At 64.5% G+C, this 26,168-nt stretch carries 16 protein-coding genes; 11 read left to right on the top strand and 5 right to left on the bottom strand.

Features of this window, described 5'->3' with window-relative positions; genetic code table 11:
* Positions 1 to 284: 284 nt before the first annotated feature.
* A complete protein-coding gene (locus H6718_33035) occupies positions 285 to 4,826 on the bottom strand; it encodes a hypothetical protein (protein MCB9590284.1) in 4,542 nt (1,513 codons plus the stop codon).
* Between the two features lie 1,066 nt (positions 4,827 to 5,892).
* On the opposite strand from H6718_33035, the gene H6718_33030 reads away from it, so the two are divergent.
* Entirely contained in the window at positions 5,893 to 9,153 is a 3,261-nt protein-coding gene (locus tag H6718_33030) for a hypothetical protein (GenBank protein ID MCB9590283.1), read from the top strand.
* A complete protein-coding gene (locus H6718_33025; GenBank protein ID MCB9590282.1) occupies positions 9,150 to 9,629 on the top strand; it encodes a hypothetical protein in 480 nt (159 codons plus the stop codon). Before H6718_33030 ends, H6718_33025 begins: the two co-directional genes overlap by 4 nt.
* Here the strand turns inward: H6718_33025 and amrA are convergent.
* Positions 9,626 to 10,132 (bottom strand): AmmeMemoRadiSam system protein A, encoded by a 507-nt coding sequence (amrA, locus tag H6718_33020; GenBank protein MCB9590281.1) that lies wholly within the window; start codon positions 10,130 to 10,132, stop codon positions 9,626 to 9,628. The genes H6718_33025 and amrA overlap by 4 nt on opposite strands.
* Before the next feature lie 268 nt (positions 10,133 to 10,400).
* Between amrA and H6718_33015 the strand changes: the two genes are divergently transcribed.
* Genes H6718_33015 through H6718_33000 form a run of 4 tightly spaced genes read left to right on the top strand, consistent with a single transcriptional unit; the run spans position 10,401 to position 12,471 of the window.
* The gene (locus H6718_33015; GenBank protein ID MCB9590280.1) at positions 10,401 to 10,751 is read left to right on the top strand and encodes a hypothetical protein; all 351 of its coding nucleotides are present in this window, start codon (positions 10,401 to 10,403) and stop codon (positions 10,749 to 10,751) included.
* Entirely contained in the window at positions 10,748 to 11,092 is a 345-nt protein-coding gene (locus H6718_33010; protein ID MCB9590279.1) for a hypothetical protein, read from the top strand. Before H6718_33015 ends, H6718_33010 begins: the two co-directional genes overlap by 4 nt.
* 40 nt (positions 11,093 to 11,132) lie before the next feature.
* The gene (locus tag H6718_33005) at positions 11,133 to 11,909 is read left to right on the top strand and encodes an enoyl-CoA hydratase/isomerase family protein (protein MCB9590278.1); all 777 of its coding nucleotides are present in this window, start codon (positions 11,133 to 11,135) and stop codon (positions 11,907 to 11,909) included.
* Between the two features lie 16 nt (positions 11,910 to 11,925).
* Positions 11,926 to 12,471, top strand: a complete 546-nt coding sequence (locus H6718_33000; protein MCB9590277.1) for a hypothetical protein — start codon at positions 11,926 to 11,928, stop codon at positions 12,469 to 12,471.
* Positions 12,472 to 12,474: 3 nt separating this feature from the next.
* On the opposite strand, the gene ybaK is transcribed toward H6718_33000, so the two are convergent.
* Both ybaK and hutH read right to left on the bottom strand, forming a co-directional pair.
* Complete coding sequence (gene ybaK / locus H6718_32995; GenBank protein MCB9590276.1) at positions 12,475 to 12,978, bottom strand: Cys-tRNA(Pro) deacylase; 504 nt, start codon at positions 12,976 to 12,978, stop codon at positions 12,475 to 12,477.
* 1 nt (position 12,979) lies between these two features.
* Positions 12,980 to 14,506 (bottom strand): histidine ammonia-lyase, encoded by a 1,527-nt coding sequence (gene hutH / locus H6718_32990; GenBank protein MCB9590275.1) that lies wholly within the window; start codon positions 14,504 to 14,506, stop codon positions 12,980 to 12,982.
* Positions 14,507 to 14,746: 240 nt separating this feature from the next.
* Between hutH and H6718_32985 the strand changes: the two genes are divergently transcribed.
* The 5 genes from H6718_32985 (at position 14,747) to H6718_32965 (ending at position 23,792) form a co-directional block, all read left to right on the top strand.
* Positions 14,747 to 16,600, top strand: coding sequence for a hypothetical protein (locus tag H6718_32985; protein ID MCB9590274.1), 1,854 nt, complete (start codon positions 14,747 to 14,749; stop codon positions 16,598 to 16,600).
* 20 nt (positions 16,601 to 16,620) lie between these two features.
* On the top strand, positions 16,621 to 20,358 hold the full coding sequence (locus tag H6718_32980) for a hypothetical protein (protein ID MCB9590273.1): 3,738 nt from the start codon (positions 16,621 to 16,623) through the stop codon (positions 20,356 to 20,358).
* A 109-nt stretch (positions 20,359 to 20,467) separates the two neighbouring features.
* Positions 20,468 to 21,001: a biotin attachment protein gene (locus H6718_32975; GenBank protein MCB9590272.1), complete on the top strand. Its 534-nt coding sequence runs from the start codon at positions 20,468 to 20,470 to the stop codon at positions 20,999 to 21,001.
* An 83-nt stretch (positions 21,002 to 21,084) separates the two neighbouring features.
* A complete protein-coding gene (locus H6718_32970) occupies positions 21,085 to 22,161 on the top strand; it encodes a D-cysteine desulfhydrase family protein (GenBank protein ID MCB9590271.1) in 1,077 nt (358 codons plus the stop codon).
* Positions 22,162 to 22,241: 80 nt separating this feature from the next.
* Positions 22,242 to 23,792: a hypothetical protein gene (locus tag H6718_32965; GenBank protein MCB9590270.1), complete on the top strand. Its 1,551-nt coding sequence runs from the start codon at positions 22,242 to 22,244 to the stop codon at positions 23,790 to 23,792.
* A gap of 31 nt (positions 23,793 to 23,823) precedes the next feature.
* Here the strand turns inward: H6718_32965 and H6718_32960 are convergent, their stop codons facing one another.
* Positions 23,824 to 26,022, bottom strand: a complete 2,199-nt coding sequence (locus H6718_32960) for a sulfatase-like hydrolase/transferase (protein ID MCB9590269.1) — start codon at positions 26,020 to 26,022, stop codon at positions 23,824 to 23,826.
* Positions 26,023 to 26,168: the final 146 nt, after the last annotated feature.

The following is a 26,168-nucleotide window of genomic DNA, read 5'->3' as shown; positions in this document are numbered from 1 at the left end:
GCTAGCAGGCGTCGACGCAGGCGGCATGGTGATTCCATGTGGGTAGCCCAGCGTGAGAAGAACCGTCCATGCTTTCCGGGCGTCTGTGCCTGCAGCGCATTTGATGTCGTATTTCCACAGCGATTTCGCGCGCACTTCTCACACCGTGGACGCGCGGACGCGCCAAGCGTGGGCAATTCAGCTGACGGTTCCAAACACCAAACAGCCGTGTGTCCGCCGACGTAAGAGGAGCGGGGCGCCCCAGAGGCCCGCTTCGGCCCCCTGGGGTCGCCCCGGTGCGCTTCTCACTCGAAGTCGTGCGGCACGCCGTCGAGCGGTCCGTATCCCACCAGGTTCGCGATCTGGACCGCCGCGTCCAACAACCCGATGTACCTCCGCAGCTCGAGCAGGGCGTTCTGGCTCTTCACGATGGGGAAGCCGTCTGCGTCCAGCACCAGCTTGGGCATACCGAACGTGGGCTCTTCCGAACCGTCACTCGCGCCCCCTTCGGGCTCTGTTTGGTAGGCGCGCCCCAGCAACGTGTTGGCGGTGCGCAGCATGCGAGAGGCAATCCCGCTGTCGATGTCGCGACCGACGACACGATCGGGCCCGAACAGCCGCGCCACGTAGGTGAGACCGCTCTCCGGATTGTAGAAGCGGATCTGCTGGGAATCGGGGATCTCTGCTTCGCCGAGTTGCCCCTTGATCCACACCCGCAGCTTGTTCGTGAGCGCTAGATCGGTCCCAAGCCGAGCGAAGGAGTACGCCCAGGTGAGCACGCCCAGTTGCTGCTTGTAGCCGAGGTTCGGTGCCACGACCTTCGCCGAGGTGGGCCGAACGGGCTCCTCTGCACTGAGATCAGTGGAGACCGGATCGACGACCCCCGTCTCACCATTCGGCACGTAGAGGCCAACGCTCTCCCAGTCACCTGCAAGCACACCACCGATCAGGCGATCCACCGCCAGCGGCATATCGCTACGGAAATTGACGTTGGTGTTTCGACCGTCGAGGTAGTTCTCACGGGCGATCGTGAACAGCACCGGGCGACTGTCGGTGAGTGCCTTGGCTGCGTCCGCCTTCTCCACGGTGAAGCCGGCGCGGTTCGGCCACTCCTGGTACTGCCAAGAACCGCCACCGTCGGGATCGCTGTTGTAGTCGGGATCGATGTAGCGACCGCTGCTCGCGTCGATATCAAACGCCTTGGGGAAGCTCGAGAAGTCGACCAGGTCGAACACCGCGCCCTGGGAGCCCGCTGGAATGCCGGCCGATCGGTACTCTCCTGGTTGGGGCATGAGCAGCGCCCGCGCGATTGCGTCAAACATCGCTCGCTCCGCCATGATGTACGGCCGCCACCAGTCGTCCGAGCTCGCGATCTGCTGGAAGGTCGCTTCACCAAAGCTCGCGTAGCGCGCGTTCGTGTTGGCGATGGACCAGTGCGTCGCACGCAAACGCTCGAAGAACGAGCTCGCAGTGCGAGATGGCAGGCGCTGATAGTACCAGTTACGATTTCCCGCGCGGAAATAGTTGAAGACATAGGACGACTCGAACTTCCGAATTGTTTCCAGCGTCGCCTCGTAGACGTCCGCTCCAGCGTCCGAAGGATTGGTGTGCACATATGAGTTGCTCGAGACACCCCAGCGGTAGGGCCAGCGCACGTTGCCCGCCGCTGCCCCCACGTTCGCGTCTACCCGCACCTTGGGAGACATATAGTCTCCCTCGACGGCCGGTCCGTCCTGGAAGTCTCGCCATGCCGCGTGGTCCCTCGGTGCAGGCATACAAACCTTACCGTGTACGATCCGCCACTCCGCGTGACGCTTCTCCTCATCTGTTGCCTCACGGCAACGTGAAGGGTCGAACAGCTTGATGCGCCGCGCTTGCTCCGTGTAGTGCATGCTCTGGACGAACAAGCCAAACTCGCTTTCGAAGTACACCAGGTTCTCGTCCGGCAGCTGACTCCAGTGCCGCGACGCGAACGACGCTTGTTCGTCTTGCTTCAACCCATCCGGGGCGTCCGCGTCGAACGTCTCGAGCACGCGCCCGTACAGCGCACCGACCATATGGCGGTCATATTGCCCCAGCCCAACACTCTCGAAGAAGCGCTCGTTCTGGTACTCCATGGTTGATGTATTGGCGAAGTAGTTGATCCCTGGTCGCGACTCCGCTCCTTGCCCAAGCTCATCGTCGGTCTCGGGATCGAGGTAGCGCGGCCCCATGCAGTCGTCGGCTGCTGCGCTGTAGACATCACCCGCGCGAGGCTGACCCGCACAGCTCTTCGCTGCCGCCCCCTCTTGGGTACGCAGCTGCCAGTACTGCGGGTTGTAGTTGACCGAGTCGTAGCTTGAGGCGAACTGGTGCAACATCCCGAGGGAGTGACCGATCTCGTGGAGCGCGATCCCCTTGTAAGTGTCCACCCACAAGTCGTTGTAGATTAGCTCCCCGCGACGCTTCGACAGCGCCTCTGGTGAAGCGTTCGGCCCGAGGTCTTCGAAGCCGTTCATCAGCGCTTCATCGGAGTACTTCTGCTTGAAGTAGCGAGCGACGCCTTGGGTGTCGAGGTTCCCGACGCCGCTGCCGATCGCATCCTCGAAGCATACCCCACGCGCCTGCATCCCCAGGTCGACGCGTTGGAGCAACTGCTCGACGGATCCATAGTCGCTACCGCGCAACGGTGACGCCATCTCCAGAGCCGCGTCGCTCACCTGAGCGTTGGGTGAAATCCCTACGGAATCTACCATCCAGCTTGGGTCGAGCAGTTGCGCCTCGATTTGGCTCCCGCGGAGATTCCCTAGGATCGCGTCCATCTCCAGCGCTGCGGTGGAGCTTGGAGCCAGCCCCGCCTTCGATTGCTTGATCATCTCGTGGCGCTCGCGCACTGATTTCGCCAAGTCTGCCGTGTCCAGCTTGGGCGCGATCTCGCTCGCCGCGTGGGCCGCATCAATGCTGTCGACACGCTCGGCAAGCTCCGCCTCCGAATAGGATGCTGGGAGCCGACCATCCCTGAGTCGCTTCTGAAACAACTCCGCCGGGACTCCGTCGGTGATGTCCGTCACATCAAGCTCTCCGTTTGCGACCATGATGATGTCACGAGCGCGCGCGGCAGCGAATGTAGCCGAACGACCCATTGTGGTCGCCGACGCACCGATGATCTGACCAGTGAGCGGGTCCGCGTTCCAGTTCGCGATGCCGCCCCACGGGGCCTTTGACTCGTAGGGCCAGTAGAAGAGGAAGTTCTTGCGAACGTCTCCGACTCGAGCTGTTTTCCCCACGGCACCGCAAGTCTCGGGATCATAGTTGCGCACCGGGTTGTGGCAGAGCACGAGTACGTCGGGCATCTCCTTGACCTTCGGCACACCCCAGCCCCCGTAGCCGATCATGTCGATCTCGCCTGCAGCGAAGTACTGATCGCCGCAGCTCTGGCGGTCCCCGGCGCCGGTGTTTCGGCACTCCACCTCGCGCGCGTGCGCCACGGCCTGCTCGAACATCTGGTTCCACGAGTAGATCAGGTCTTCGGTAGCGCCTTGTTTGCTGACCTTGCCGTCAGCCCCGACTTCGTCGAGCAAACCGGCTGGTGTCTCTGGGTTCACCCAGTAGGCGACCGGCGCCACTTCGCGGTCCCGATAAGGAATCGTGCAACGGTTACGCGAACTGCACTGGGAGCCACTCGAGCCCGAGTAGCCTGTCGCCGCGTTTTCACATTGGTCGTCGGTGCCATTGTGATCGTTGTCACCCCGCGCGTCGTATGTGCACGGCACGCTGCAGGCACCCGACGCGAGACACTCGCCTCCACCCTGGCAGTCAGCGTTGGACTCACAGCTGCCGCGCGTTTGGTGGCTCTGCTGCCAGATGTTGTGGATGTTCATGTAGCGGTGCATTCCGGCGTCTGTGTATCCGTATTGAGGATCCCACTCGATGCGCGGCGGCGTCACTGTACCGACGCTGAAACTGTCGCCGATGCCACCCGGATTGCTGACGATGTCGAGCGCGGCCTGGTTGTTCTCAAAGGGCTCGAAGTCCTGATCCGGGTCCACCTGGTCCACGCGCCAGTACGACGAGCGGATCACAGCTTCTTGGGGATCGCAGTTGTTGACCGCGTTACCCGTCGTGATGCCGAGAACCAGGCAGCTCGGAACCTTGCCCGAGAGATCCGAAAAGGGTGAGTCCGTCGTGGCGGGAGCCACCCAGAACTTGCTCGTGACGTCGAAGTAGCCCTCATCCGTGTCGAAATGTGGCGCGTCGGGGCTCTCCGGGTCGCTGACGTAGTAGGCGATGCTGGTCAACTCGAGGTCACCGAACACCTTGCCGACGAACATGTCGTTCCACTGTGGCGTCTCGACCTGGTTCATCGACCAATCCACCCGGAAAAACTGGCGCTCGTTCCAGGGCCTGTCGCTTGTGTTCTCCTCGAGTACGTTCAGCTCTTCTCCAGTGGAGGGGTTATAGGCACGCGTGATGTCGAAGTGTTTGTCGATGGGATAGATTGCAACGATGGTGCCGTTGGTGGCTTGCCCCTTGTCGTCCCCACCCTCGCTGATGCCGTAGGCCTTGCGAGCAATCAGCTGGGTCTCGGTGATCTCCCAACGGATGCGGTCGACGCCACTCCAGGACCCGATGCCAATGAGTTCCTGGGACTCCGACGCATCCACGACGAAGTTTCGCCAGTAGAACTCGGGGTCGTCCGCGGGCTTCGCAAGGTCCTCGCCGATGAAGAAGCTCTTCGCTAGCGCGTTTGGCTGCACCTGGTTGATGGGAGCGCGTTCCTCGGCGCAACCAGCGCTGAGCAACGCAAGAGAGGCCAGCAGCGCGGGCCAAAACCGAGCAATGGGCGTTCGTAGTAGACCAAGTTTCACGATTACCTCCGAGATGGTGGCTCGGGCGTGGCCCGCTCACCCTGGCGAGAACTATTGACGCGAGGTGTTTGGAGCGACCGCGGGAGCAATTTTCTTGAATGGAGTCCGTCTCGACCACGCTCCGTTTGACCAACGGTCAGACACGGAGCGGGACGGGATGTCGATGGTGCACGCTAGAGATCGCGTTTCTATGTGTAAATACGTAGTTTTTCTGCCGGGAAACTCTATCCACTCCGTAAGCCTGCGCACGCGTCCGCTTCGCTAACGCTCGCGACGTTAGGATGCGCACGCAGTGTGCCGGGACCCCCAAGGCGTCACAGAATGCACGCACACCCCCAAGGACAGACTCCAGTGTCAGCTTTCGCACACCCCGCTTTTGCCCAGGGAATTGCCCTATTTCTGCAATCGCACCCGCGAGGAAACACTGTGCGCCGATGCTCCTCCACCGCGCACCGGGCGCTGCCAGTTGGCACGCTTGGTGCGTTGGGAGGGCATGCGAGTTTTCTTGCCGCGCGGCTACTTGTGCGGGACAGATGCCCCCGCTAACATGGAGTCTACGTCGACGCTCCACGTCGACTTCCCGCCCGGCCTCGCGGCCTCGAACGCCGCCACGGCTAGTCGAGAAGACCTAGGCATCGTTCAACACAGCCGCACGTTCTCCAACGTGGACATGCGCGCGCGGCACCGCTTTCGGGAGAGCCCTGGCTCCGCATCCACAGCACATTCATTTTCCACCCGGCAATTTATGCGAAACGACCGATCGCAAAAGCTAGGCGAGGCGGAGGCATCCCCCGACTCGGACTCCACGCGACCCTCTCGGGAGTCATCGCCTGTTGCGAGCGCGCACCGAGCAGAATGGCTCGGTCCATTCGGTCGCATCGACGAGGCAGTCAACCGACATGACCTGGGGAACTCGGCGGCACCGCGCCCGGGAAGCGCCTCCGCGCACCTTGGGTCGGCTCAGCGCGACGAAGCTCAGGTCCTCAGGTTCTGGTGCGACAGCTTGCGCGCGCTGCATGCAGTGGACTCGCACATCCGCAGGCGAAGTGCGCTCGGGCGGACCCCCGTGTTGATCAGCTCACGCTTTCCGAGCGGTGGGGTTGCGCACGATCTCGCGGAGCGACTCGCTCTCCTCGGCGCGCACGACGAAGCACGGCCGAGCTTGAATCAGCTCAGCGAACGCCTGGGCACGTGGCTCGCGACGTTCCACGGCGTGTGTATCGTCTACGTCGGAGGTCAACCGGAGGACTCTCTGTTCTTGGAAACGCTCGAGCACGCCGAGCTCGCGTGTGTGGTCATTGCACTCGCGCGGCGACCGCTCGAAGGCTTTCAGCCCCTTCCCCATGAGCTGGCTGGGGACGACCTGAGGCGCTGGTGGGAGGCGCTTGCGGCTCACGCTAGCCAACGTCATCACGGCCTAGGCTGGGACGCATTGCTCGTCGGCGCCCCAAGTGCTCGGCCCAGTCACCGCGGGCTCCAGTTGCTCGGCGCGCTGCAGCTCGTGGGCCGTCCCTGGCCGCGGGCGGCCATCGAAGCACTGGATGCCGGAGACACTTCGCGGGACGCCGCGTCGGTTCTCCGCGCGGAGGCGGCACCCAGGAGACTAGAACCTGGAGCAGTCCCGGACAGCTCCGAGGCGAGTGCAGGCCACGCTACGGCTCGGTCTCACCCCCCGGAGAGCGGGTGCCACGCCGCCCTGGCCGAGTTGTTGGATGCGGAAGCTGTCGAAATCCGGGATGGTCTGGTGGAAGCGCTCGCCTTGGAGGACCACAGCTGCGCAGCGCAGCCAGCACGCGTCGCTGCCGCCCTGATCCGCTTCTATCCCCGGGACCAAACGGCGTTGGCGCGCGCCGCGGAGCTTCGACTGAACGCTGGGGATCAGGTGGGAGCAGCAAAAACCTGGCTTGCCGCCGTGGAAGCCTGCCCGACGCACCGTTGTCGATCCATGCTGTGGTCGCAGATCTGCGGAAGACTCTCACGGCTCGACCTCGACCTCGAAACGGAACTACGCCTCTCGACTGCTGAATCTTGCATGGATCGAGGCGACACCGCGCTCGCCCTGTCATGTAGTGATGGTACTGGGGACACGGCTCGGGCGCTTCTCGTGCGCGGTCGTGCCGCGCTAGGCCAAGGCGACCTGGCCGGAGCCAGCGCTGCGTTCGAACAAGCTGAGCATTTCGCCAAGGGTGTAGGCGACGAGCATCGTGCGGCGGTGGCGGGTAATCTGCTGGCTGAAGTCGAACTCAGTCGCGGACACTATCAGGCCGCGGAGGCACGGGTGAAATGCCTCCTGGCACATCCCAACCCGACAATCCGATTCTCGGCGCGAAACGTCACCGGCAAGGTGCTTCTCGCCCGCTCGGAATGGAACCTCGCGGAAAAACACTTCGCCGCTGACGCCGCTGACGCCGCACTCGCGGGCGAGCTAACTGAGGTGCTCAAGGCGCGGGTCAATCGCTCCGTGGCGCTGCTAGCGCTGGGGCAGCTGGCCTTGGCAGAGGGGGAGCTACGCCGAGTGCTGAGCGAATCGGGGCGCCAGCAGAACCCCCGCGCTGCTGGCTACGCTCTGAGCAATCTAGCGGTGCTGCACATCGACCGGCGTGAGTACGCACACGCGCTCGACTACTTGGAGCGCGCCCTCGAGACGCACCTCCAAGTCGGTCACCGCACCGCATTCGCGCATGATGTCACGAACCTGGTAGAGCTGCGTCTGCGCATGGGGCAAAGCGAAGAAGCCGAGCAGGCTTTGCGCTTCGCGCGCCGCGCGCTCGATGAACCCCCCGTGACCAAGCTCTGCGCACTGGGTCTGGCGGAGGCCCGAGTCGCATTCGACAACGCCGACCTACTCAGCGCCAAGCGCGCTCTGATGAACGCCAAACGCCACGCGGACGTGGCAGCCAACGGCGACAAGGCGGACGAATGCTGTCGCATGGCTGCGCGCATCGCCCTCGCCGAGGGGTACCTGGAGGAAGCGAGCGACGAACTCGACGAGGCTCGTGGTCGGGCCGCCTCGGAGTACGCACACGGCGAGATAGCGGTCTTGGACGTCGTGCTGCAGCAGTGCAAGGGGGAGGCAAACCTGGCCACCGCCGACCGAGCCGTAGGCCTCGCAAGGGGTTCTGGGGACGAAGAGCTGATGCGCGAAGCGCACCAGGTGGCTGCCCGAATCGCCTACACCTGCGACAATCGCGACAGGGCTATTTTCCACGCAGACAAAGCCCTGGAGTGTCAGCGTGCAGTCGCCAGCCGGCTTCCCGATGCGACACGCTTCCTCGCGCGTGGAGACCACCTAGTACTGAACGAACTGGCGGCGCTGCTCAAGGGAGGTGAGTTAGCAGCCACCCTCCGCTTCCCTCGCGGTGAGACCGAAGTCGTCGGCACCAGCGCTGCCGCCCAGGGCCTCCAGGCGTCACTCGCTCAGGCTCGTAGAGTCCCCAGCCTCGTGATTGGTGAGGCTGGCAGCGGAAGAAGCTACAGCGGCTGGCTGCTGCACCAGGCGCTGCATTCGCGGGCTGGGTTTCAGATCCGCGCGGCAAAGACCCTCAGTCTCGAAGACCTTGAGCTACTGTGGAGCGACGGCGCTGGGGGACGCAACACGCTGCTGATCACCGACCTCGAGCAGCTCTCCTTGAGCGTCACCCACCAGCTCACGAAGCGCCTGGGTTCGAACCAACCCGGCCCTTGGGTCCTGGCAACTGCGACACCCGACCTCGATGCGTGCGCCCCGGAGTTGCTCTCGCTCCTATCACGGCAGACCATCCGCGTGCCGTCGCTCCGCCAACGCTTGGCGGATCTCGACGTTCTCGCGCGGCATCTGCTGCAGCGCATCGCGGTGCAACGTCGCGAGGCGGTGGCGGAGCTCGACGAGCGCGCCCTGTGTCTGCTTCGAGGCTACGAATGGCCAGGCAACATCGAAGAACTCGAACTCGTGCTGCGCAAGGCCACGTTACGCAACCCTCGCCGCGTTGACACGCGCAGCCTGCTAGCTGCTTCGGCCGAGCTGAACCAGAACGGCGATCGCTTCGCAGCGCTTCAAGCAACAGACAGCCAACACGCCCACGAGGTCAACGCACCCCGCGCGGCGTTCCGTGAAATCGTTGAGTCGGGGTTCAGCCTGCCGGACGTCAAACGCAACGTAGAGCGTGAGTGCATCGTGCTCGCGCTCCGCCAAACCTCCGGAAACATCACACGGGCGGCTCAGCTCCTGGGCATGAAGCGCCCGCGGCTTAGCCAGCTCGTCAAACAGTACGGTCTCGTCGAACTCTGTTCTCACTTCGCGCCCAGCGCCAAGAAGGCGACATCAACCCAAGGACGCCAATCATCATGACACGCCATCGTCAGCCTCATGCTCCTACGCCGCGGATAGGTGGGCCCCGCCGACTCCTGTTTGTGTTGTTCTGCACCTTCGCTGCCCCTCAGCTTGGAGGCTGCGCGCTGCCGACTGGGCAGGCGGAAGACGATACCGCGCGGCAAGCGGGTGAGGCGCTCTCCAGCGACGAGCTCGGTGAAACCTCTGAGCGGGGTGGTGACGACTACGCCGCTGACGCCGTCGACGAGCAGCCCGATCCGCTACCTTGGCAACCCGAGAGCAATCACATGGGCAGCGAGCCCGACCCCTTACCCTGGCAACCGGATCCGCTACCTTGGGGCCCGGATCCACTACCCTGGCAGCCCACACCAGCTCCCGGCACCCAGTCGTCGCTCGGCGACGGCGAGGATGACCCCGCGGAAATGACCGGCCCCGGAGCTCAGCCCTCGAGCGCGGTAACGCGTCGGGTCGAGGCGGCGATCGACGATCTCTAGCTCAAGTACTTCTCGACGCCGAACCGTTGCACCTCGATCGGCTCATCGGGATCGACGCCCGCCTTCTGCCGAGCGATTTTGACCTGGGTCGCGACGTCCTCGACGCCAGGCACCTCGGGGAGCAGCACACCCCGACGGCCGCTCGCTCCGCGAACCACGACTCCGTAGCGGTGGGGATCGAGTTCCGCAGCGCTGAGGATTGCCTCGGGCGGCCCGAGGACGCTCACTTCGATCGAGAGCTGCAGGAACTCACTCCGGGTCAGTGGTGGGAAGCGCGGGTCGCGGCTCGCGGCCAGCACCGCGGAGCGCTGGGTCTCTGCGGTCACGTCCGGGGTCAAAGGAGAGAGCGAGCCGATACAGCCCCGCAGCTCCCCGCGCGCGTCCCGCAACGTGACGAAGACCGCCGCCTCGAACTGGAGCGGGGCGACCGGAGTCGGTTCGCGGCCATCGAGCCAGGCACCAATCGCCTGGCGCGCGATCTCCGTGAGTTGTGCTCCCCTCACCCCCAAACCCATGAATCTCGGTTTACCACGCTCGCTGCAGGCGCTCTAGCAGGACGCTGAAAAACTCCGTTTTCAGCGTCCTGCGTGCTTATCCGCGCGGATCTTCGAACCTCGCTCTCGCAAAACCCCAGAAAAGTGAGGGTTTTGCGAGAGCGAGATCAGGTCGAGTTGTGCGCGGGCACGGTTGTTGTTGATTGGCAGGGTGTTTTTCAACACCCTGCGAGACGTCCCGCGCCGACCCTGCCGGAGATCAGCTATGCTGCCGCGCGTGCGACCCAGCCTACAGCGTCCGCTGCTCCTGCTCGCCCTCGGCTTCGCGACTACCGGTTGCTTCCGGGTGAGCTACGTCGACCACGCCGCCGAGGCGAAGAAGTCTCCCGGCGTCGAGGCCACCGAGAAGGCCTTTTGGCAGCACAATGCCGTATTCGGCATCATCAAGCTCAGCGACGATCTAGACGCCCGCGACGTGTGTGGCGCTCCACCGGAGCGAGTGCAAACCGCGGGTGACCTACTCACGAGTGGCCTTTCCTTGATCACGGTCGGTGTGTACTCACCTCGCAAGATCTACGTGACCTGTCCGGAGCCGGGGCCCCAACGAGCGACGGCGGAGCAGCGATGAAGCCCGGAGCTAGGACCTGGCTGTGTGCGCTGAGCTGCGCGCTGTGTGTCAGCGGATGTTTTCGCAACACGGTCCACTCTGGATTACCGCCCGGAAAACCCTCACCCCGGGTCGATGAGCGCTGGCATCATTCGCTGTTCTGGGGGTTGGTGGACGTCAGTGGCAGCTACGATTTGGTGCAGGCCTGCCCCAAGGGCTGGGCCGAGGTCCACTCCGAGGTTGCGATCCCGAACGGCGCGCTGAGCCTAATCACGGCGGGGCTCTACTACTCCGAGACGGTCAGCGTGATCTGCGCCAAACCGGACGACAGCCTCCCGCAGATCGCCCGTCCCCGCGAGTGAACGGCGACAGCCGCCGCCCGGGGGTGCTACGACTCGCGCCATGAGTGTGCGCCTCGAGCTGGGTCAAGTCTCGACTTTGACCCTCACCCGTCCAGACAAGTACAACGCGATGAACCTCGAGATGGCCGACGCCATCTTCGACGCCATGCAGACGGTCAAGCGTGATCCCGCGACGCGAGTGCTGGTCGTACGCGGCGAGGGCAAGGCGTTCTCCGCTGGCGGCGACTTCGACATGCTGGGGCGCAACGCGGAGCGACCCCCAGAAGCAAACCGCACGGCAATGGAGACCTTCTACCGCCGCTTCCTCAGCGTGCTGGAGGTTCCGGTGCCCACGCTGGCAGTGCTCCACGGCGCCACCATTGGCGCTGGGCTTTGCCTGGCGATGGCTTGCGATATTCGGCTGGCGGCTCACGAGGCGAAGCTCGGCGCGAACTTCGTGCGGGTAGGGCTCCACCCCGGCATGGGCTGCAGCTTGATGTTGCCCCACCTCGTCGGACGCACCCGCGCCAGTGAGTTGTTGCTGAGTGGTCGCCTGCTCCAAGGCGAAGAAGCCGAGCGGATTGGGCTGGTCACGCGCTCCGCCCCACGAGCGGCCTTGGAGGAAGCGGTCGAGGCCCAAGTGAATGAGCTGCTTCAGGCTGCTCCGATCGCCGCTCGACAGTTGAAGGAGACGCTGCGGCTGCCCATCTTGAGAAATTTGGACCAGGCGTTGGCGCGAGAAGCCGCGTGCCAAGCGGTGGATTTCGCCACCCGAGACCTCAAGGAAGCCGTCCGCGCGTTCTCTGCAGGCGAAAAACCACACTTCACTGGCGAGTAGACGCTAGGATTCGGGCATGCAACCGCTTCGCTTCCGTGGGGTCACACTCCGTTCAATCCTCGCCGCTAGCGCAACGCTGAGCAGCTCTCTCTTGCTCGGCGCTTGTGGAGGCGAAGTCGCAGGGCCGACGCCGGAAGAAGTCGACGCGGATCTCTGCGCAAAGGCGAGCCAGCTCGGGTGTATCTCGCTCAGCGAGTGCGAGCAGTCTTTGTCCAGTCTGCGTGAGGACGCATCGAAGGAGGGCTGCGCGAGCCAAGCGGACGCCGCTCTCAGCTGCTTCGCTCGGGGCTTCACCAACTGCAGCCAAGACCTCTCCGATGTTTGCCCTGCGGAAGCAGATGCCTACGAAACCTGCGGCCACCCGACGGATGATCCTGGGGAGTTCTGCAGTGGCGGCGGCACCGGCTCGGAGTGCTTTTTGGAGTGCTCCAGCTACACTGCCGAGTGCTACACCCTCGCGAACTCCGAGATCGAGTGTCGCTGCACGTCCGGGCCAAACTTGGGGCTCTTCTTCGAGGCTGACTGTACGAACATGAGCTCGGTCGCCGAACTGTGCCGGTGAGCTTCAAACGCCACTGGTGAGCGGTCCCAAGGTGGCGTCGACGGCGCGCTGATAGTCCTGTGGCTTCAGCACTAGCTGAAGTCCGCGCATGCCGGCGCTTACCGCTATTTCTGCGTGCTCGAGCGCCGATTCATCCAGCAGCACGGGGAAGCGCTTCTTCGCGGCGAGGGCCGTGACGCCTCCGCGAATGTAGCCCGTCAGCGGCTGCACTTCCTTCAAAGGCACGAGCTGCGCACGCTTGGCCCCACAGAGCCTCGCGGCAGCCTTGAGGTCTAGCTCTGCATCCCCGGGGATCACCGCCATGATCTCCCCGCTCGCCTGCTTTCCCAAGGGCTCCACCCGAAGCACCAAGGTCTTGAACACCGTGCTCGGTTCCATGCCGACCTTGCGGGCGACGCTCGGCGCGGACAAGTCGCTCTCGTCGACTTCGTAGCTCACGCAGCGAAACGCGACCTTCAGCCGCTCGAGGGCGCGAGCGGCGTTCGTCTTTGGCGGCCCCTTGCTCATCTCACACGAGCTCGAAGTCTTGCACCGCGGCGTCGAGCGCACCGCTTCGAATCAGCTCACTCACGCGTTCGATGTCCGGGTAGAGGACGCGATCTTCGTCGAGCGGCGCCACTTCCGCACGGATCAATTCATGGACTCTCTGCACCCCGCGCCCCGGAGTGAGCGGAGCGCGCTGATCCAGGCCCGCTGCTGCAGTCAGGAGCTCGATCGCGATGCAACGGCGTACGTTCTCCACCACCATGCTGAGCTTGCGGGCCCCGATGCTGCCCATGCTGACGTGGTCCTCCTTTCCCGCGCTGGACGGAATCGAATCGACGCTGGAGGGGTGAGTGAGCACTTTGTTCTCACTCACCAGAGACGCGCTCGCCACTTGGGCGATCATGAAGCCGGAGTGGAGGCCGCTGTTCTTGGCGAGGAAGGGGGTGAGGCCACTCGAAAGGGCGGGATTCACCAGTTGCTCCACACGCCGCTCACTGATGTTTCCGAGCTCAGCCACGGACATCGCCGCAAGATCCAACGCGAAGGCCACGGGCTGGCCGTGGAAGTTGCCGCCGCTCAGGATTTCCGCCGAACCGTCCTCCGCAACGAACACGCTGGGATTATCCGTCGCGCTGTTCATCTCTCGCTCGATGACGCCCTTGGCCCAGTCGAGGGCGTCGCGGCTCGCGCCATGGACTTGAGGCATGCAACGCAGCGAATAGGGGTCCTGCACTTTGCCGCAGTGGGCGTGGCTCACCATGATCTGGCTATCCGCCAACAAGCGGCGCAGGTTGGACGCCACCAAGGCCTGCCCCGGGTGCGGGCGAAGCGCCATCAAGCGCTCCTCGAAAGGCCGCTCGCTGCCTTTCAGCGCCTCCAGGCTCAGGGCGCCGGCGATGTCAGCCGCGCGGGCCAAGCGTTGAGCGTCAACCAGGCTGAGCGCTCCCCACGCGGTCATGTACTGAGTGCCGTTGATCAGCGCGAGCCCCTCCTTCGCCTGCAGCTCGATGGGGCTCAAGCCGGCAGCTCTCAGCGCTGCGGCGCTCGAGATGCGTTCGCCGCGCCAATAGGCCTCTCCTTCGCCAATCAACACCAGCGCCAGGTGGGCCAACGGGGCGAGATCCCCAGAAGCGCCGACGGAGCCCTGGCTCGGCACCCGCGGCGTGACCTGCTTGCGCAGGAGCTCGAGTAGCGCCTCCAAGACCTCCACCCTCACGCCCGAGTGCCCCACCGCCAAGGTCTGCGCGCGGAGCAGGATCATCCCGCGGACCACCTCGAGGGGCAGATCGGCGCCGACCCCTGTTGAGTGGCTGCGAACCAAGTTGCGCTGCAGCTCACGCACCTGAGCGCTAGAAATCCGCGTCTCCGCCAAGAAGCCGAAGCCCGTATTGACCCCGTAGACATGGGGAGCCTCGTCACCGAGCTCGATGATGCGATCCACCGCGGCCCGCGAAGCGAGCATCCGCTCCCGCGCGCCGGGGTCCAACGCGAGCTGCAGGTTGCCGCGAGCGACTTCCGATAGCTGCAGAACATCGAGCGTCGTGCCCAAAGAAACCGCGTTCGGCGACGAAGTAGGCTGAATCTGGCTCACGGCGCGACGCTATACCAGACCGCCGCCGGACAGGCTGCCTGAGTGCGCGCATCGCAACCACAGGCGAGGATCTCCTTGCTCGCGAGTTCTCCACATCACTATCCTCGGCCGCCAGTGGGCTATGGAGTTTTTCAGGCTTCGCGCTCGTGGAGCGCGATTCGCCGAGCGTCGCAGTCGAAGTCACCGCGCTGGTGGCTCATGGGTGCGTTCCTCGGGGTAGTCACCTTCTCTGGTCAAGCGCTGGCTCAGCCGGCCGATCCACCGGCGGCGCCGGCTCCTGGCGAGCCTGACGCGGAGGAGAAACCGGCAGACACGCCCGCAGGCGAAGACGGCGAGTCCCCTCAGGTCGACAAGGACGACCCGCCGGCGGTCGGTCCGCCCGCGGCCGCCGATGACGAGGACACCGACTCGGAGCCAGACGCCGCGCTGGCGTCAAGCGAAGCGTCCAGCGGCAACCCGCCAAAGCCTCCCCCGCCTCCCCCGCCCTCCGATGCGGTCGCTGGCAAAGATTTCCGCAGTCGCTTCGTGCTCGAAAGCGCGCGAGCGCCCTTCCTGCGCCCAGACCCTGAGGTCGCCACGGGACAAATCCGCGGGGAATATCAGTTTCGGGTCACAGGGCTCAGCGATCTACCGCTCAAGGCTCGACCCGGTGGTCCAGACTCATTGGGCCAGACGCTGCGGGTGGAGCACTGGCTACGCCTCACTCCCCGCTTTCTGTTTCGTGACGACCTGGAGCTAGTCGGCCAGATCGATGTTCCGCGCGGATTCATCGCAGGACAAGAGACTCAGGAGGTTGGCAGCGCCGAAGAGCCCTACGACGAGCGCTTCCCCGTCAAGGTAGCGCCGCGCTGGCTCTACCTGACGTGGAACAGCCCGATTGGCGTGTTCCGTGTCGGCCAACAGCCGTCCCACTGGGGCCTGGGTCTGGTGGCCAACGACGGCAATCACCAAAGCCTCTTTGGCGACTATCGGGGCGGCTCGATCGTGGAACGCGTGCTGTTCGCGACCAAGCCTGGAGGGAAGGACTCCAAGGTCGTGGTGGCGGCAGCGGGCGATCTGGTCTTCAAGGACCGCACCGCCGACCTCACCGATGACGAGTATGCGTGGCAAGGCGTGCTCGCGCTCACCTACTCGACCGACAGCCGCCCGCCAGATCCCGAGAAACCGGCCAATCAAATCGGCCTCTATGCCGTGTACCGAAATCAATCGCGGGAGGCTCAGTCGGCCCCAGGGCTTGAGTTCGACGAGCACCTCGAAGTCGTCGCACTCGATACCTCTGGCAGCTTCAACGCCAAGCTCCCCGGAGAAATCGGCCATGTCTTCGGCGGCTTCGAGCTGGCGTACCTGCTCGGCTCCACCGATCAGCTACGCACGCGCCAGGAAGTGCGCGCCAACGAGCGCGAGCAGATCCGCGCCTTTGGTGGCGCGCTCCAGCTGGGCGCGGTGCTCACCGAAGGCACCGGGGAGGATCGCTACGGTCGCTGGGTGATGCAGATGGAGTACGGCTGGGCCAGCGGCGACGCCGATCCCAATGACGGCACGTCCCGCCGCTTCACGTTCGAGAGCAACCACAACGTCGGCTTGATTCTTTTCGACGAAGTTCTCGCGTGGAAAACCGCCAGGGCAGCAGTGATTGCCGAGGATCAAGGGCTGACCCAGCGCCCCGCCCCAGGCAGCGAGTTCTTGCCAAGCGATGGGGGGATCTTCGGCGCGACGTATCTCTACCCCACGATCGTGTTCCGCCCGCTACGGCAGCTCGATCTCAAGGCAGGCTTGGTACTTGCACAAACCACCGCGGACTTCGTAGATCCCGTCGCCGTCACCACCGAGGGTCGCTTCGTCAACTACGACGGCGGTGATGCCCGGAGTCGCGATCTGGGCCTCGAGCTAGACGCGGGCGTCGAGTATCGCTGGGCGCTAAACTACGGCATCAACCTTGAGCTCGGCGCGCAAGGCGGCGTGTTCTTTCCGGGCAAGGCGTTCGACGACGCACAGGGTAACTCGCTGGGTACGCAGTACATCGGCGTCGGACGCATGGGGTTGCAGTTCTGATGCCTGAGCTGGAGAGCACGATGAGGCACGATTCTACTCCCCCCCAACCCGGGCCCAGCCCACGGCGAGTCGCGGCGCTGTCGCCGATTGCCGCGGTGCTTCCGTTGCTGGTCGCGCTCGGCAGCATGGGTTGCACGGTGGACGAAATCCCCGAGGGTCTGAAGCGGACTCCGGACGGAAACGGTCCGACGGTCCGCTTCGACCTGTACCACAAGCCGTTGCCGGAAATTCCGATGCCCAACGACGTGGCGATGTGGCCGGACCCCACGAGCCGCACCGGGCTACGCATCAACGCGAGCATCGTCGCCCCCACGGAGATCGAAGAGACCGCGCGTGAGAAGTTCGACCAGCTCGAGGGCTGGGGTACCTTCGCTGGGGTAACCGTCGCTTTCGACAAGCGCGATCCGAACGACGCTCGTCCGGCAATCGATCTCGGGAACATCCAAAGTCGCCAAGTCGGCGACGACTTCGAGTTCGCAGATGACGCCATCTACCTGGTCAATCTGAAGACTGGCGTGCCCGTCGCCCTCGACATGGGTGAAGGTGACTTCCAGTACGTCATCAAAGAAAAGCAGAAGTACTGGCGCAACGACACGCGTCGCCAGGAAGGCTACTTGCTCTTCGAGTCGGCGGACGAGACGATCGATCCGCGCACTGGCTTGTTCGACCCGACCCGCACAGAAGATGGAACGCCGTTCGGCAAGCCCATCTACAACCCGGCATGGGACACCGATTTCGACGGCGTACTCGACCGGCCAAACGTGGTGGATCCCACCGCTTGCCCCAATCAGGCGCAGGTAGTCTTGGGCCAAGTCAGCGAGGTCGACCGCGATCGGTGCCTCGCGGATAATATCCTCACCTGGTACGAGCGTGAGACCGACACGCTGATCATGCGTCCGCTGATCCCATTGGAGGAGAAGACCGAGTACGCGGTGGTGGTAACGGATCGAGTGAGAGATCCCGACGGAAACGTCGTCAAGTCCCCCTTCGACTTCGTCTATCACCCCTCCCAGGAGGAGGCGACAGAGCGCCTTCAGCATCACCTCGAGGACCCGAGCCTGAACGGCTACTACGGCAGCATCGGGGGCACCGGCCTGGAGCACGTGGCGTTCACCTGGAGCTTCACCACCCAGCCAGTCGTGGAAGACCTTCGCCTGATCCGCGACGGCTTGTACGGCACCGGCCCGTTCGCGTACCTCAACAAGCAGTTCCCTGCGGATATCGATCTCATGCGAATTGCGGGTCCCGTGGACAGCACATTCGTGGCGGACGGAGTGACTGAACCGGAGAAGTGGTACGACGATCCGGAGTACCCGAAATGTCAGGGCCGCTTGAATGAGGCCTACATCCTCGACTTCGACAAGAACGCGGACCTGCTACGGCAGTTAGCGAGTCAGTTCGGCATCGGCGGCGCATCCGCAGATGAGCTAGTCGACAGCTGGAGCCACGTCAGCCATGCCGTGATCGGCAGCTTCAAGTCGCCGTTCTTCATCCACGGTGGCCCCAAGGGGACCGACGCGGCGGCCTCATTCAACCTCGACTATCGCTCCGGCGATGGCGAAGTGCAGAGCGACACCGTCCAGTTCTTCATCACCATTCCCAAGGCCACCGCTGAACACCATCAGCCGTTCCCAGTCGCCTACTACGGTCACGGCTACACCAGCTCGGACATCGAGCACCTGGGCTTCGCTGGCTCCCTCGCCAAGCAAGGCATCGCGAGCGTTGGTGTGAACGCGGTGTTCCATGGACTCGAGTTCGATCAGACCACGCAGAATCTCGCCCGAGGTCTGCTGCGCGGCTCCTGTGCGGGGCCGCTGGCTGACGCGCTGTTAGCTGGCCGCGCCCGCGATCTCGACGGTGATGGGGATCCGCTCAACAACTCGGGCGGCGACTACTGGACGAGCTACATCTTCCACACCCGCGACGTCGTGCGGCAAAGCGCGATCGACCTGCTACAGCTCTTCCGCATCTTCAAGTCGTTCGACGGCGAGCGAATGAGCACCGCCGACTACGACCAAGACGGCAACCCGAACCTCGCAGGCGACTTCGACGGCGATGGGACGCCCGACGTGGGCGGCGATGTGAAGTACCATGCTTGGGGGCAGAGCCTCGGCGGCTTCCTCGCTCCGTTCCTCGCCATCTTGGATCCGGACGTCGTGAGCGCCGCGCCCGTCGCAGGCGCCGCTGGGCTACTGGATGTCGGGGCGCGCACCTTTCAAGGCGGAGTTTTCGAAGGCGTTTACCTGCGCAACTTTGGCCCCATCATCGTGGGCGTCCCTCCAGAGGAAATCCCCACGGATAAAGACGGCAACCCCGTCACTGCGTGTGAGCCAGGCCAGATCTCCCTGCGCTTCGTCGTCGTCGACGTGAACGACGACCGCGAGCTCGAGTTCGGCTGCCTCGATGACGCCGGTCTGATTCAGGGCGGCACGGTCCGCGTGCAGAATATCAGCAACGGCGAGGTGCGCTGCGGTCGCATCGCCGGAGACGATGACCAGGGCCTCGGCAGCGGTCGCTTCCGTGTCGGCATCCCCACCAGCGTCGGAGACCGGCTCTATGTCTCGGTCTACGACGAGGCGGACGCGATCGACACCTACGCGACCGACGGCGGGTGCAACCTCAAACCCGACGCGCACCTGCTGCAGGGCTTCTACGAGTGGGGCAAGGGGTTGGTGCCGAAAGACGCCATGGATCCGACGGACTCCTACGTCGTGTGCACCACCGCCGAAGGCTGCACCAAGTTCCAGAACCGCTACTTCCCCGCTGGCTCGGATCTCCGGGCGCCAGTCGAAGGCTTCGGTTACATCCGCCAGACCCCGGAGATGCGCCGCTTCATGACCCTGGCGGCGGCCGCGGTCGATCCGGGCGACCCCGGAAACTACGTGCCCTATGCCGGCCTGAAGACGATGTTGGATCCGTGGGGAAACCCACAACAACCAACGGGGTTCCTCAACATGGTGACCATCGGCGACATGAACGTGCCGCTGAACGCAGGGATCTCCATGGGCCGCGTCCTGGGAGCCATCCCCTTCATGCGCCCGGACGCTGCGACACGCTATCCCGCTTACGCAGACTACGTGACGCCGGACAGCCTGTACTCGAGCCTCGGAGACCGGACTCCGAATCGCTTCCTCCTCGACAACCACGTGATCGAGGGCATCAATCGCCTGGAGCGCGCGACGCCTGAGAACAAGAACGCCTGCTTCGACAACGAAGTAGCCCCCGAGCACGACTACGCCGGGTGCTTGCCAACGTGCGCCGACGCGAGCGAGTGCGACTCGGGAGTGTGCACCAATGGTCGCTGTGCTGCCGCGCCCCAGAGCGCGGAGCGCTGCGCCCAGTATCTGTTCGATCCCGATGCCGTCGACGAAGGCCAAGCTCACTATGGCGAGCGTGAAGCGCAGGTGCCGTTGCGCCTCGGCCGCATCGCGACCCCCGCGACCCCTGACACGATCGACGCCGTGTGGGCACCGCGCCTGATGGGGCAACCCTTCGCCGCGGATAGCAGCGGCTGGACCGCTGACTCTCGCCTGCTCGCGATGTTGATGGGCTACGTGAATCCGCGCGGAGAACACGGCTTCAACCCAGCGGACCCTTGCCAGGAGTGGGTCGCAGGTCGCTACTTCATCAACCTCGTGGCGCGCTTCTTCGCCACCGAAGGCGCGGACCTCTACTACCTCTCGCACCCGACCACCCACAGTTGCCTCGCGAAGATCGGTAGCGGGAGCTGCAAGTTCATTCCCGAGCAGGCACCCTGAGAACGACCCCGAGCGCGGCGAGGTAGCGATACTCGCCGCGCCAACCGAAAAAAGCCGCTCCAGACCTCGCCTTGGCTGGGCTCAGGTGTTAGCGTCCGCGCCGCTCGCTATGCGCTACTTCGTGACGATTGAAGGCGAAGAACATGTGATGGACGTCGTGAAGCTGCCCACTGGCAGCTTTGAAGTTCGTCCCGTAAAGCTGTCGGCTGATGGGTCCGAACAGGTGCTCGACGCCGTCCCCGCGGAGCTTTCCACCACCGGTGGCCTCTCCACGGTTCACCTCGACGGCAAGGTCTTCGACCTGTCGCTGGATGGCGACGTCCCTGGAGAGGTACAAGCCTACGCCAATGGGCACCGCGCAAAGGCCCGCGTCGAAACCGAGCGCAGCCGCGCAGCCGCGAGCGTGCGCGGCGGAAAGTCCGGCAGCGCGGACGGCACCATCAAGAGCCCGATGCCGGGTAAGGTGGTGAAGGTGCTAGTCACCGAGGGGCAAGAAGTCGCAGCGGGGACACCGGTCATCGTGGTGGAAGCCATGAAGATGGAAAACGAACTGGTCGCCGAGGGCGCTGGTACCGTGAAGAAGGTGTTCGTGGCGCCCGGCGACGCCGTTGAAGGCGGCGCCAAGCTCGTGACCATCGCCTGAGCGCAGCTGAGCCCGAATCGACTTGTGCGGTCGGGGGCGCGAGGTGCTTGGTGCTGGCCCGCACGCCGTGTGAGCATGGGCGCATGTCTGGCGCGCCCGTCGACCTCCAGTTCAAGTCGACCGAACATTCGCCTCGCTCGAGCTGGCGCCCTCACCAAGGGCTGCCGCGACTTGCGCTGGCGCACTTGCCAACTCCGCTGTGGCAGAACTCGAGGCTGAGCCAGCTCTGCGGCGTCGAGCTCTGGGTGAAACGCGATGACATGACGGCAGGCGCCGAAGCGGGAAACAAGATCCGCAAGCTCGAGTATCTCCTCGCGGAAGCACTAGACCAAGGCGCGACCCATGTGATCACCTGCGGTGCCGTGCAGTCGAACCACGCTCGAGCGACAGCTCTCCTGGCCAGGAGCCTGGGCCTCTCCGCCACGCTACTCTTACGGGCCAAGGACCCGGAGAACCCGGGGCCGGAGACTGGCAACCTCGCCCTCGACCGCCTCGTCGGCGCCGACTGCCGCTTCATCACGTACGCACAGTACGGCACCCGCAAACAGCTGCTGGCACAGGTCGCAGAGGAACTCACGGCGCGGGGTGAGCGCCCCTACATCATCCCCGAGGGCGGCAGCAACGGGCTCGGAGCGGTCGGCTACTTCGAAGCCATGCGGGAGGTTCGAGAGCAACTCGAGTGCGGCCTTGGCCCGGGCCTTGGGGACACTCACGGCTTCGACCTGGTGGTCCACGCGTGTGGGTCGGGCGGTACCGCTGCTGGCATCAGCCTCGGCGCGGGAGTCTACGGCGTTGCCCAACACACGGCGGTGATGGCGGTGTGCGACGACGTCGAGTACTTCAGCGGGGTCGTGCGGCAAATCGAGGAAGAGGCCAAGGCCTACGTTCCCGCGCTCTCTCGTTCGAGCGACGTCCACGTGTTCGACCAGTTCAAGGGGCCCGCGTATGGGGTTCCAAGCGCGGAACAACGCGCGTTTATCCGCGAGGTAGCGACCACGTGTGGCCTGATCGTGGATCCGGTGTACTCTGGCAAGGCCCTGTGGGGGCTGAGGGAGCTGCTGCGCGACCCCTCGCGCTACGGCCTCTCGTTCACGCCAAAGAGAGTCCTTTTCATCCATACCGGCGGCCTGCCAGGTCTCCTAGCTTCACCAGCCGACTAGCGCGCTCGTCTTCATCCGAAGCGCCCAGGCAACTTGGCCGCTGGCGCTACAGCTGGCACTGCCGACGAGGAACGACCGATATGAGCCTCGCACTGCAAACCCCCAAGCTCGACCTGCCGAACGCAGAGATTCAGGCTCGCTTCGATCACCTACAGGCGAAGCTTGTTTCCCTGTGGCAATTGATCGAGAGTCTCGAAGACCACGGGGAGCAGACCATCGTCGTCGTGCCATCGCTCACCGTGGACTTCGACGCACTCCAAGGCTCCTTGTTGCAGGCCTATGAAGAGCGCTTTCTGTTCTTGCTGTTTCTCCTGCGCCAGCCGCGCGCGCGGCTGATCTACGTCACCTCACAGCCCATTCAGCCTGCGATCGTCGACTACTACTTGAGTCTGCTTCCCGGTGTCATCCCGAGCCACGCCCGCGAACGCCTGTTCCTGCTCGCGCCCCATGACGGCGCGCCACAGCCGCTAAGCGTGAAGCTCCTGCAGCGGCCGCGGCTCTTGAAGAAGCTGCGCGGGCTGATCGGTGATCCGAACCGAGCTCACCTGGTCCCATTCAACACGACTGATTTCGAGCGAGATCTCGCGCTGCGCCTCGGCATCCCCATGTATGGCGCCGACCCCAGGTTTTTAGATCTCGGGACCAAGAGTGGCTGCCGCGAGCTCTTCGAGAGCTGCGGGGTCAAGCACCCCGTAGGCATCGAAAACATCACGGATACCGAGTCGTTGATCGATGCGGTCATCGAGTTCAAGCAACGGCACCCCGAGGTGCTCGAGGCGATGGTCAAGCACAACGACGGTGTGAGCGGAGAAGGCAACGCGGTGCTGGACCTCCGCAACCTCAGTGACGATCGCGGCTCGGTGCGCGACCGCCTGAGCAAGCTCAAGCTCGAGGCGAAGCACTGGAGCGTCGAGCAATACCTAGAGAAGCTCGCCAAGTACGCTGGGGTGCTCGAGCAGCGGGTCGTGGGGACACCGCTAACCAGCCCGTCGGTACAGCTCCGAGTCACCCCGCTCGGCAAGGTCGAGCTGTTGTCGACCCACGATCAGCTGCTCGGTGGCGCGACGGGTCAGAAGTACGTCGGCTGCTCCTTCCCCGCGGATCCGGCCTACGCCCGCGAGATCTCCGAGGCGGCGCTCAAGGTCGGCGAGGCGCTCGCCCAGCGCGGCGTCCTCGGTCGCTTCGCCATCGATTTCGTGTGCGGTAAGACGGACGCCGGCTGGTCCAGCTACGCCATCGAGCTGAACCTACGCAAGGGCGGCACGACTCACCCCTTCCTCACGCTGCAGTTCCTGACCGACGGGACCTATGACGCCGCGAAGAGCGAGTTTCGCATCGGAGATCGCCCGAAGTGCTACGTGGCGACAGACAGCTTGGAGTCCCCGGGCTTCCGCCAGTTCACACCGAGCGATCTCTTCGACATCTGCGTGCGTCACGGCCTCCACTACGATCACACGCGTCAGAGCGGCGTGGTGCTCCACATGCTGAGCGCGATCGGCGATCACGGCCGCCTCGGCCTCACGGCAATCGGTGACAGCCACGAAGAGGCCCGGACGCTCTATGAGCGCACTGAGCGCGCACTGCTTGAAGAGGCAAAGCTCGCGGCGGAGTACGGTCCGCTGCCAGAGTAGTGGCCCTCACGGAGCTAGCCAATACGGCCCGCTACTGGGGTCGAACCGGGACGACCCGAAGCTTCTTTTTGAACGCCTTGAAGCGGCCGAGTTCCTTCTCCTTGAGCTCGGCGTCATCCAAGAGGTCTTTCTTCTCCGCCGGGTCGTCCTTCAGGTTGTAGAGCCCGAGGGGACGGCCACCGCTCACGATCAACTTCAGGTCACCTTCGATCAGCGCCTGGCGCTCGGCGTTGTTCGGCCCCGCCGGCATATCGACGAAGACGATGCGGCTTTGGGGTGAGTGCCCTGGCGGCTGAATCACGTCAGGCAGCAGACTCTGACCGGAGATGAAATCGTTCCCTTCGCCGCTCGGCGCAGGCAGTCCAAGGACCTGCATGATGGTCGGCACCACGTCGATGCCACCACGCGGCTGCTTGATCCGCACGGCATCGACCCCCGGCACGTGGACGATCAACGGAACCCGCACGAGCTCCTCCCAGATCTCGAAGCCGTGACGGATGAGGCCATGTTCGCCGAAGGCTTCTCCGTGGTCTGCAGTGATGATGATCACCGTGTTCTTGTCGAACTCCGAGCCCTTGATGAAGTCCAGCAGGCGCCCAACCTGCTGATCCACGAACGCCACCTCGCCGTCGTATAGGTCCCGGCTGGTCTTGCCAAAGTCGAAGTCGTCGTGCTTCACGTATTCGGCATGGGGATCCACGTAGTGGACCCACATGAAGAACTGCCCCTTGTTTGCCGGATCTTTGAGCTGGGCAATGGCGGCGTCGCTCAGCTTGTCGCTGTTGACGGTGCGGTCGCCCTCCATCTGCAGCACCTTGGGGGCCGCGCTGGTGTCCTCGACGTCGAAGCCGCGACCAACGCCTGTGTCGGCCTTGAAATACCAGTGCCCCTGCACGTTGATGGTGCGGATGCCGGCCTTGCTCGCGCGCTCGGCAACGAAGGTGTCCTCCTTCGTGAAGCGGTTGAAGTGAGACCAGCCGCGATGAGTCTCGCTCGGGTACTTGCCGATGAGCAGCGGCCCCACGCTCTTACCGGTGTAGCTCGCCATGCTGTAGGCGTTCTCGAAGACCGCCGAGCGCTGAGCGAGCTTGTCCAGGTTGGCGGAGAGCTTGCGAGGGTTGCCAGCGTAGCCGAGATCCCAGCGCAACGTGTCGATGGTGATCAGGAGCACGTTGGGCTTCTCGGGCAGCTTCGACGCAATGAAGGCCTTCGCGTCCTTGGGCGCCTCCACCTTTGGCTCATCGAGCACCACCTCGACGGCGTCCTTACCGGAGCAGTCTTCGTCGATGCCGTTACCGGGTACGTCGTCAGCCCCGGGGAAAATCGCGGGATCGTGGTCGTTGCAGTCGCCGCCGCCAAAACGCGCGCTGACGCCATCCTTGTCGGCGTCGCTCAGCTTGCGCAGGCGCCCGAGCATCAGCTTGCCGAGGGGCGCGTTGCGCTCAATCGACAGCTTCAACGGTCGCGGATCGAGGGCTGCCCCCGAGGCGCGCCAGGTCAGGCCCAAGGTCAACAGAGCGATGCCCAGAGCTGCTGCCGCGGGGATACGCCGCAAGACGTGGGGCAAGAGATACGCCAGCGCTCCGACCAGCAACAAGAGCCCAGGCCCCCGGAGGTCGAGCTCTTCCCGCTTGAACACGCCAAAGACTCCGAGCAGCCCACCCGTGCCGCCCGTGTTGCCGCTCGAGATGGCGTACGCGAAGCCTCCGATCGCCAAACCGAGACCAGCGGTCGCTGGCAGCCAGCCCTTACCCGCGGTGGCCTCGAGGCGCCCCAGGCGCTCGCCACCCGCGACGACGAGTACGCCAATCAACCAGGCGAGCGCCAAACAACCGAGGGCAACCGCCGCTCCGCTCGCCCGAGGTTCGAGTCCGGAGACAAGGCCCCGAAGTGCGATACGCGAGCTGATCACGGTCCACACGAACACGCCCAGGGCGCCGAGACCGATGGTCCATCCCAGGCGGCCCGAGTCGTCGCCGCTGAGGCGCTGCTTGACCCAGGCTACGGGGTTCGGCAGCTGCTCCGGATGCAGCCACGCGACGCCAACGGCGGTCGCTAGCCCCAGCGCCAAAGCCAAGGGCGCGATCAACCCCCAATGGACGAGCCACGCGCTGGAGAGCGGCGGGAGTTGTTCCCCAACCTGCGCGTAGCGAGCGTCCGCAAACGCCGCAAGCGCTCCCGCGACTGCCGCCGCGAGCAAGGTCAGGCTGACTCGCTTAAACCAGCTCATACGTGAACAGCCGCATACTTGCCTTGGGGCTTGGGGACAACTGAGTGACGGCCCCGCGACGTCGTTTGTGCCTGATGGCCACGGCATTCGCAGTCCAGGGCGCCATCCAACCCGCGTGCCGAGACGAGTTTGCTTGCAGCAAGTCA

The sequence above is a fragment of the Polyangiaceae bacterium genome (assembly GCA_020633205.1).
GTDB lineage: Bacteria > Myxococcota_A > Polyangia > Polyangiales > Polyangiaceae > JAHBVY01.
Note: the sequence above shows the minus strand (reverse complement) of the source record. Positions and strands in the feature narration are given on the sequence as shown.

What these genes read in the sequence shown, in the direction of transcription:
- H6718_33005 (MCB9590278.1), top strand. Translation starts at nt 11,133, where the DNA reads ATGAGTGTGCGCCTCGAGCTGGGTCAAGTCTCGACTTTGACCCTCACC.
- H6718_32985 (MCB9590274.1), top strand. Translation starts at nt 14,747, where the DNA reads ATGGGTGCGTTCCTCGGGGTAGTCACCTTCTCTGGTCAAGCGCTGGCT.
- H6718_32965 (MCB9590270.1), top strand. Translation starts at nt 22,242, where the DNA reads ATGAGCCTCGCACTGCAAACCCCCAAGCTCGACCTGCCGAACGCAGAG.
- H6718_32960 (MCB9590269.1), bottom strand. Translation starts at nt 26,022, where the DNA reads ATGAGCTGGTTTAAGCGAGTCAGCCTGACCTTGCTCGCGGCGGCAGTC.
- H6718_32980 (MCB9590273.1), top strand. Translation starts at nt 16,621, where the DNA reads ATGAGGCACGATTCTACTCCCCCCCAACCCGGGCCCAGCCCACGGCGA.
- H6718_32975 (MCB9590272.1), top strand. Translation starts at nt 20,468, where the DNA reads ATGCGCTACTTCGTGACGATTGAAGGCGAAGAACATGTGATGGACGTC.
- H6718_33000 (MCB9590277.1), top strand. Translation starts at nt 11,926, where the DNA reads ATGCAACCGCTTCGCTTCCGTGGGGTCACACTCCGTTCAATCCTCGCC.
- H6718_33010 (MCB9590279.1), top strand. Translation starts at nt 10,748, where the DNA reads ATGAAGCCCGGAGCTAGGACCTGGCTGTGTGCGCTGAGCTGCGCGCTG.
- ybaK (MCB9590276.1), bottom strand. Translation starts at nt 12,978, where the DNA reads ATGAGCAAGGGGCCGCCAAAGACGAACGCCGCTCGCGCCCTCGAGCGG.
- H6718_33025 (MCB9590282.1), top strand. Translation starts at nt 9,150, where the DNA reads ATGACACGCCATCGTCAGCCTCATGCTCCTACGCCGCGGATAGGTGGG.
- H6718_32970 (MCB9590271.1), top strand. Translation starts at nt 21,085, where the DNA reads ATGTCTGGCGCGCCCGTCGACCTCCAGTTCAAGTCGACCGAACATTCG.